Raw genomic sequence first — 5625 nt, 5'->3', positions numbered from 1 at the left:
TGGTTGCTGTCTGGAGAAATAGTCGACAAAGTTTTTGTAGCGGTCTTGTTTAGTCATTCTTTAGTTCATAGTTGATGGTTCATAGTTCATAGCCGGAACTTTGACTGTACAAAACTATAAATAAGCGGCGACTTTTGGCCATGAACCATCAACTATGAACCATGAACCAGAAAAAATAGAAAGGTTCACAAATCACCCATTGTTATTGAAAACAATCGTGACCTGTGAACCAGCGATTTTTTTACTGCTAACGGAGACTCCTGGAGTAATCCAGGATCTGGTGAAGGGTTTGAACTTTGGGGGCTTTTGCCAAAAGGTCCAGATCAGCGCGCAGTGAATGGTAAAACATTAACTCATCGCCTTCCAGGTTCTCTTGCAATTCCTCGTTCACCTTAGCTTTGTTAGTCAGTAAATTTAAAGTTGTTGTAAAAGTTTCATCCATATGTTGTCTGTGTTTTTTTGGTGGTTTACAGATTATTAACGACAGCATAAATATAATATTTTATCAAGATGAAAATTAAATGAAATTTTTTTATTTCAGACACACTTGTTGTAAATATAATGCCCGGGCTAAATGACAAAAGGGTTGTAAAATATTAAATTTTACAACCCTTTTAATTGGCTGGATTTATCAGGAAAGGATCAAGCAAGTGGTTTTTTTAACCCTTCGGCATATTAATTAAGATCGTTTTAACTTAATTAAAGCCGCAAAGATTAAGCAACCACTCCACCCGATCGCACATTTAGTTTTTTAAACTCATTTCTTTGCTTTGCATCATTTTGCGCAAATTATTTAACGCGTACCGCATGCGACCCAGTGCTGTATTAATGCTGACTTCGGTAATATCGGCAATTTCCTTAAAGCTCATATCGCCGAAATGGCGCATGATCAGCACCTCTTTCTGTTCTGCAGGCAGTAAATGGATCAGGGTTTTAAGGTCTTTATAGGTTTGTTCGCGTACCATGCGGTCTTCGGTACTTTCATCATAATTGCCCAGTACTTCAAAAATATCAAAGTCGTCGCCGTTATTGATCATTGGCGCCCGTTTTTCACGGCGGAAATGATCGATCACTAAATTATGGGCTATGCGGGTTACCCAGGGCAAAAACTTACCCTCTTCGTTATATTTACCCGCTTTTAAAGTATTAATTACTTTAATAAACGTATCCTGAAAAATATCTTCGGCAAGATATTCGTCTTTTACAAGCAAGTAAACGGAGGTATATATTTTTGATTGGTATCGGCGAATGAGTTCAACCAGCCCGGCTTCGTCGCCTGCAATATAAAGATGGATGAGATCCTGGTCACTTTTCAATTTAAAATCCATAGAGGTAAACTGCTAACTTAATTAACTAAATATTTTATTTAAGTAGAGTTTTATCTATATCGATTCTCTTTAGGGGTTAAGAAATTGTTATCCCAAATAAAACAATTAATCCCCGAAAAAACAAATATTATTTTTACACGATAGCCCAAAAACGCGCTATTTAACATAATTTAACAATATTTAATATACTACCCGGGCTTTGCAATCGTTACAAGCCATTATTTTAAAAGCCAAACACAGCTTTTACGGAAGAACTGATTTTGCTGATTTTAGCCGGTATGCCGGCAAATAATTTGAATAAACCTTATCAATTGTCAGGTTAATGCAAGCAATTCATATTATCGTTAATTAACCCAATCATTTCTCAAACTCATTTGGATACTGCTAAATATTTTAGGATTTTTGCATTTTGGGGGATAGTTTATAGTTGATGGTTCATGGTTCATGGCCAGAGTGCAAATTGCTATGACCCATGAACCATGATCTATGAACTAAATGGAAGCAGAAAAAGATCCTCAGCATCATATTATTATAAAAGGGGCAAGGGTACACAACCTCAAAAATATGGATGTGGCCATTCCCAAAAACAAGCTGGTGGTGGTTACGGGCATGTCGGGTTCGGGTAAATCATCCCTTGCATTTGATACGTTATATGCCGAAGGGCAGCGCCGCTATGTGGAAAGCCTCTCCTCCTATGCAAGGCAGTTTTTAGGGCGGATGAATAAGCCCGACGTCGATTATATAAAAGGCATAGCCCCCGCCATCGCTATCGAACAAAAAGTGATCACCTCTAATCCGCGCTCAACCGTGGGTACGTCAACCGAGATTTACGACTACCTGAAACTGCTTTTTTCACGTATCGGAAAAACGATCTCGCCCGTTTCCGGCGGTATCGTCAAAAAGGATTCGGTTACGGATGTGATCAATTTTATCATGACGCTGCCAACCGATACACAGGTTACTGTACTTTGCCCATTGTACCCGCACAATAACCGAAGTTTAAAAGAAGAACTGGCGGTGCTGATGCAAAAAGGTTTTGTGAGGGTTGAATTCAGAGGTAAACTCTCACGAATTGAAGACTTACTGGAAGACATGAGCATTGTTGATGATGGATCTTGGCTGGTGGAAGAAATTGAAGAAGAGGTTTCAGGTGAAAGCCTGGAGGTTAAAGGCGAAAGCGGAAAGGCGAAAGGTAAGAAGGGGGAGGTGAAAGGTGAAAGCTTAAAGGCGAAAGGTATATCTGAAAAAGACCATGGACAAAAAGCCGTAGATATCACCCAAACCGTCCGTATCGTCATCGACCGGATCACCAAAAACGAAGAAGACGAAACCATCAGCCGCCTGGGCGACTCTATCCAAACCGCCTTTTTTGAAGGTAAGGGCGATTGCTATGTGCGTTATAAAGAACCCGACGCCGAAACTGAAACCGAACGCTTTTTTTGCGACAGGTTTGAGCTGGATGGCATTCGTTTTGAAGAGCCGACTGCAAACTTTTTTAGTTTTAACAACCCTTATGGCGCATGCAAGCGCTGCGAAGGCTATGGCAAGGTGATTGGCATTGACGAGGACCTGGTTATTCCGGATAAAAGCAAAAGTGTGTACGAGGGCGCAATAGCTCCCTGGCGCGGTGAGAAGATGCGCGAATGGAACGATTTACTGGTAAAAAATGCATTAAAGTTTGATTTCCCTATCCATCGCCAATATAACCACCTTACCGAAGCGCAGCAACGCCTGTTATGGACCGGGAATGCCTGGTTCCGCGGTTTGGATGCGTTTTTTAAGGAACTGGAAGAACAAACCTATAAGATCCAATACCGGGTGATGCTGTCGCGTTACCGCGGTAAAACTACCTGCCCCGAATGTAAGGGCAGCCGCTTACGGCAGGATGCATCCTATGTTAAAATTAACGGGAAGTCTATCACCGATGTGGTTTTAATGCCCCTGGATAAAGCGCTTGAGTTTTTCAATACGATTGAACTTAATGAAACCGACCTAAAAGTGGGCAAACGCCTGCTGATGGAGATCAACAACCGTTTGTCATTTTTAAACGACGTAGGCTTAAGGTATTTAACCCTTAACCGTTTATCCAATACCCTTTCAGGAGGTGAGTCGCAGCGGATTAACCTGGCTACATCGTTGGGCAGCAGTTTGGTGGGGTCGATATACGTTTTGGACGAACCAAGCATCGGCCTGCACCCGCGGGATACCCAGCGCCTGATCCATGTGTTAAAATCATTGCGCGATGTAGGTAATACGGTTTTGGTGGTAGAGCACGAAGAAGAGATCATGAAAGCGGCCGACCATATTATTGATATCGGCCCCGAAGCAGGTACGCATGGTGGTCACCTGGTTTTTTCAGGCACTTATGATGAAATTATTAAGGATGAAAAAAGCCTTACCGGCCGTTACCTTAGCGGCAGGGAAGAAATAGCCATCCCCAAAAGCCGCCGCAAATGGAACGACTTTATCGAAATAAAAGGCGCTCGCGAAAATAACCTGAAACATGTAAACGCTAAATTCCCGTTAGGGATATTGACGGTGGTTACCGGTGTGTCCGGCTCGGGTAAAACAAGTTTGGTTAAACGGATCCTGGCGCCGGCGCTGCAAAAAACGTTGGGCAATTATAATGCCGAGCAAACCGGTGCCTACGATAGTATTGAAGGCGATTACCAAAAGGTGGAACAGGTAGAGATGGTGGACCAAAACCCCATCGGCCGTTCATCGCGCTCCAACCCGGTTACTTATGTAAAGGCCTGGGACGAGATCCGCAATCTGTACGCAGGGCAGGCGGTATCCAAAGCTGCTGGCTTAAAGCCTTCGGCATTTTCATTTAATGTGGAGGGCGGCCGTTGCGATGTTTGCCAGGGAGAAGGTGAAGTGAAAATTGAAATGCAGTTTATGGCGGACATCTTCCTGACCTGCGAAACCTGCGGCGGTAAACGCTTTAAACAGCATATCCTGGATGTTACCTATAAGGATAAAAACGTATCCGAAGTATTAAGCATGACCATAGAGGAAGCTCTGGAGTTTTTTGCCAAAGAGCCAAAGATCATCGCCAAAATAAAACCTTTGATGGACGTTGGTTTGGGATATGTGCAGTTGGGGCAATCATCCAATACCCTCTCCGGCGGCGAGGCACAGCGTATAAAACTGGCGTCCTTCCTGGTAAAAGGTAACAATGCCAATAAAACCCTGTTTATTTTTGACGAACCGACCACCGGCCTACATTTTGCCGATATTAAAAAGCTCCTCAAATCATTCGACGCCCTGCTGGAACACGGCAATACCATCATCGTTATTGAACACAACATGGACGTAATTAAATGCGCCGACTGGGTAATTGATATCGGCCCGGAAGGCGGCGATAACGGCGGTAAAGTGGTATTTGAAGGCGTACCCGAGGATCTGATCAAAGAAAAGGATTCTTATACGGGGGTATTTTTGAAGGAACGGTTTTAACCAATTGGGTCATTAGGTCAGCGTGCCGCATGACTGCCATCTGGACGGGCGAAATTGTTACTTCCAACGTTGGCTTTTGTTAATTATTTGAGCGGCACACTTAATGCACGATATTTCCATGCGGCACGTTGGGACAGGCGGGTCAGGCAGTGTCACAAAATGTGGGCTATGCATCATTGCTGATGACCAAACATTTTTGAATAAATATTACAATAACAGCTATTACAGCCATATTAAAAAACGAAGCCCCCCTCTCTGTGATCCAATTATAAATCTTTTATATACAATATATAATGCTAATCATTCAGTTGATAAACCACCGCTTCGTAAGGTTTCAGGGTTCCGTCGGTTGAACTTGAGGGATAGTTACCCAATAAAACTGTTGCTTTACCCAATGCATATCCTGCATTGAACGTTGCTGCGTCTTTTGAAAAATTCAAGGCGATCAGTAATTTCTTTCCGTTCTGCTCGCGGGTATAGGCGTATACTTTAGGGTTGGCCCGATCCACCAGGGTGTATTTTCCATAAACGAGGATCAGGTTGTTTTTGCGCAGCTGAACCGCCCTGCGAAAATAATTAAGGCATGAATTGGGATCATTTTCTTCTGCCGCTACGTTTACGCTGGTATAAGCGGGATTAACTTTTATCCAGGGCGTCGCATTGCTGAAACCGGCGTTTGCTGAATCGTCCCACTGAAAAGGGGTACGGCCATTATCCCGGGCCGATATTTTTTGGGCGTCCAGAAAAGCGTTCAGGTCACCGCCATTGTTTTTGATCTGGTAAAACATGCTGATGGACTCAATATCTTTATAGTCATCTATCGTGTTGAACTTGATGT

General features: G+C 43.1%; 4 protein-coding genes. 1 reads left to right on the top strand and 3 read right to left on the bottom strand.

The features are described from left to right. Nucleotides 1-247: 247 nt before the first annotated feature. Nucleotides 248-442, bottom strand: coding sequence for a hypothetical protein (locus tag QZY09_RS11205; RefSeq protein ID WP_295672398.1), 195 nt, complete (start codon nt 440-442; stop codon nt 248-250). 301 nt (nt 443-743) lie between these two features. After that, a complete protein-coding gene (locus QZY09_RS11200) occupies nt 744-1328 on the bottom strand; it encodes a sigma-70 family RNA polymerase sigma factor (protein ID WP_295672396.1) in 585 nt (194 codons plus the stop codon). A gap of 495 nt (nt 1329-1823) precedes the next feature. On the opposite strand from QZY09_RS11200, the gene uvrA reads away from it, so the two are divergent. Next, on the top strand, nt 1824-4787 hold the full coding sequence (gene uvrA / locus QZY09_RS11195) for an excinuclease ABC subunit UvrA (RefSeq protein WP_295672394.1): 2964 nt from the start codon (nt 1824-1826) through the stop codon (nt 4785-4787). 296 nt (nt 4788-5083) lie between these two features. On the opposite strand, the gene QZY09_RS11190 is transcribed toward uvrA, so the two are convergent. Then, nucleotides 5084-5625, bottom strand: a 542-nt coding sequence (locus tag QZY09_RS11190; protein ID WP_295672392.1) for an alpha-glucosidase C-terminal domain-containing protein, incomplete at its 5' end; no start/stop codon positions are given.

The organism is uncultured Mucilaginibacter sp., from assembly GCF_903913935.1.
GTDB lineage: Bacteria > Bacteroidota > Bacteroidia > Sphingobacteriales > Sphingobacteriaceae > Mucilaginibacter.
The sequence above is the reverse complement of the archived record's forward strand: the minus strand, read 5'-3'. Positions and strand labels throughout refer to the sequence as shown.

Excerpts from the sequence above, each read along its gene's own strand:
- QZY09_RS11205 (WP_295672398.1), bottom strand. The coding sequence starts at position 442 with ATGGATGAAACTTTTACAACAACTTTAAATTTACTGACTAACAAAGCT.
- QZY09_RS11200 (WP_295672396.1), bottom strand. The coding sequence starts at position 1,328 with ATGGATTTTAAATTGAAAAGTGACCAGGATCTCATCCATCTTTATATT.
- uvrA (WP_295672394.1), top strand. The coding sequence starts at position 1,824 with ATGGAAGCAGAAAAAGATCCTCAGCATCATATTATTATAAAAGGGGCA.